This is a genomic window from Bradyrhizobium sp. NAS80.1, from assembly GCF_001908205.1.
In the GTDB taxonomy this organism is placed as follows: Bacteria; Pseudomonadota; Alphaproteobacteria; order Rhizobiales; family Xanthobacteraceae; genus Bradyrhizobium.
In genome coordinates, this window is record NZ_LGHL01000355.1 from 1 (window position 1) to 2,205 (window position 2,205).

Here is a 2,205-nt window from a genome sequence, read left to right on the forward strand (position 1 = left end):
CCATGCGGAATGTCCACCGCCGTCCACGACGTTGATCGGCACCGACGTGCGCTGATGCTGATTGCCCGAATGGTCGAACACCACGAGGTTCACGCAGGTGTCCGAGTGTACATAGACGATGTGCGCATCGAGCGGCGTGCTGCTGTCGTAGATCGACATACGGCTGTCGGGCTCTCGCATGCGATAGTAGACCACGCGGCCGACCGTCGGCGGGATGGTCTTCGGCGGATTAGCCGCCAGCGCCGAGCCAGCGGTGGCCGGGTTGTTTCCTGCTTCCATGTTGGTCTCACTGTTGGGAGTTGATGTGGAACGCTGACGCAACGCTTACTTTTTCGGCGGCTTGTAGTTCGGGTCGAGCCGCGGATCTGTGAAGATCTGACGCGGCTTCACCTCTTCCTTGGCTGCTGCCTCGCGCTCGCGCGCGGCCTGCACCAGATGCTGCACGCGCTTGTCCCTCGGCGGCTTGTAGGGCGCGATCCTCACGGGCTCGCCGATGTCCTCGACCATGTCACCGGCGCCGTCGTAGGTTTCGAGCACGCTGTCTTCAAGCGCGAGCGTCATCGACTGCGGGATGACCTGATTGCTCTCGATCGACCTCGGGCTATCGATCCCGGCCACCAGCACCACCAGCTCAGAGATCTGGTGGTCGAGCGCCGCGACCATGACGACGAGCTCGTCGCGCTGCATGTCGCCGACGCGCTTGCCGCCGAAGATGATGTCGTTCGGGTTCATGCCGTCCATCATCCCCCCCGGACCATGTCGTTAAAATCCTTCACGCCCGCCGGCGGCTGCGCGCGGCTGCAGTCGCGGCCCGATGCGCGCACCTCGTCGATGCGGTCAGTGATCTTGTCCTCGGCCTGCGCCGTGCCGTCATTGTCGGTGCCGAAGATCACGGGATCGAAGCTCGGTTCGTCCTCGACGCGCAGGGCGAGCATCAGGTCGAACGAGCCGCATGCCCAGATCCGGGGCTCGGGCACTTCCATGGCGTAGGTGAGGGCGTTCTCGATGCCTTCGAACGGCATGAACGGATGCACCACGCCGTGGCTTTCGAATTCGGCGCGCGCCTGGTCGAGGGAGAGACCGCCTTCGCCCTTGGTCAGGCGGATCGCCGAGCCACGGGCATCGCCGCGGATCAGCTTCGGTTCGGAAACGTCGGCCTTGCCGCTTCCGTCGCTGCGCAGGAACGTGCAATGCACGGCCGTGATGTCGCCGGCGAGGTTGCGCATCGCCGCGACCATGCAAGGGAATTCACCGCCGCTCTGGATCTTCGTCCATGGCGTCGTCTTCTTGTCCCACTTGGTCGACTTCCAGTGTTCGAGCCGCGGAATGAAGCGCAGATCTTCCTCGCGGTTCTTGATCAGGATGTAGGGAATGCGGCGCGAGGCCAGATAGGTCTCGGCGACGCTGCCGGCGATCGGCAGCGTCCTGTTCCAGATCTTGAGCGCGGCCTGCCGGCGCTGCGCCAGCGCCTCGCTCTGCGCTTGCGTCACCTGCGTCACGTGGGCCTTGGCCGTCGACTTCAGCGCCTTCAGCTCGTCCGCCGACAGCGTCTTGATGCCGAGGAAATCGCGCGCCCAGGCGAACGCGAAGGCGCGGTTGCCGGGCTGATTGTGCACATAGGCGATGAGGTCGACGACGTCGCCGGAGGCCGGCGGCCCGTTCGGCGAATATTCGTTGAAGCCGCCGGCGGCGGCGCCGGCCGTCCAGATCACGAACGAGCCCGGCGACTTGTCCATCCGCGTCGGGTTGAGCGGCGCAAACACCGGCATGGTGATCGTGTAGCGCGGGAACAGGGTATGCAGCAGCTTGGTCAGGTCGCGCTGCAGCAGTCCGCGGATCTCGCGCGCGTCGATCTTGGTCATCCGTGATGCTCCGCATCGACGATATGAGCATGCCAGTTTGCCAGCAGCGCGCCGGCCGTGATGGTGTGATGTTTGGCTTTGGTCCAGTCGCCGGCCAAGGCAGCATGGGCGGCCTTGCCGCCGAGGTAGCCAAGCGTCCAGAACCAGTCCCACGCCGTCTTCTTTGCGTCGTGCTCGGCGCCCCAGCGATAAATCTGATGCTTCGCTTCGTGGACAGCGGCGTTGAGAAACGGCTCATGCAGAGGAGTGTCGAGGATCTCGCGCAGCCGCTCGACTTCATTGAGGAGCGCGATACCATTGTCGTGTGACAGCTTGCCACCATCGTCGACGTGGAGCCGTAGCA

At 64.5% G+C, this 2,205-nt stretch carries 4 protein-coding genes; all 4 read right to left on the reverse strand.

Translation table 11 applies throughout. The annotated features are described in order from the left end of the window. Positions 1-279 (reverse strand): hypothetical protein (locus AC629_RS43330; RefSeq protein ID WP_210419225.1); only part of this gene is annotated, 279 nt, incomplete at its 3' end. Between the two features lie 45 nt (positions 280-324). Next, the gene (locus AC629_RS43335; RefSeq protein ID WP_143199917.1) at positions 325-732 is read right to left on the reverse strand and encodes a hypothetical protein; all 408 of its coding nucleotides are present in this window, start codon (positions 730-732) and stop codon (positions 325-327) included. Between the two features lie 8 nt (positions 733-740). After that, a complete protein-coding gene (locus AC629_RS43340; protein ID WP_084810712.1) occupies positions 741-1,862 on the reverse strand; it encodes a DUF7146 domain-containing protein in 1,122 nt (373 codons plus the stop codon). Further along, a partial coding sequence (locus tag AC629_RS47490; RefSeq protein ID WP_210419226.1) for a hypothetical protein occupies positions 1,859-2,205 on the reverse strand: 347 nt, incomplete at its 5' end. The genes AC629_RS43340 and AC629_RS47490, both read right to left, overlap by 4 nt.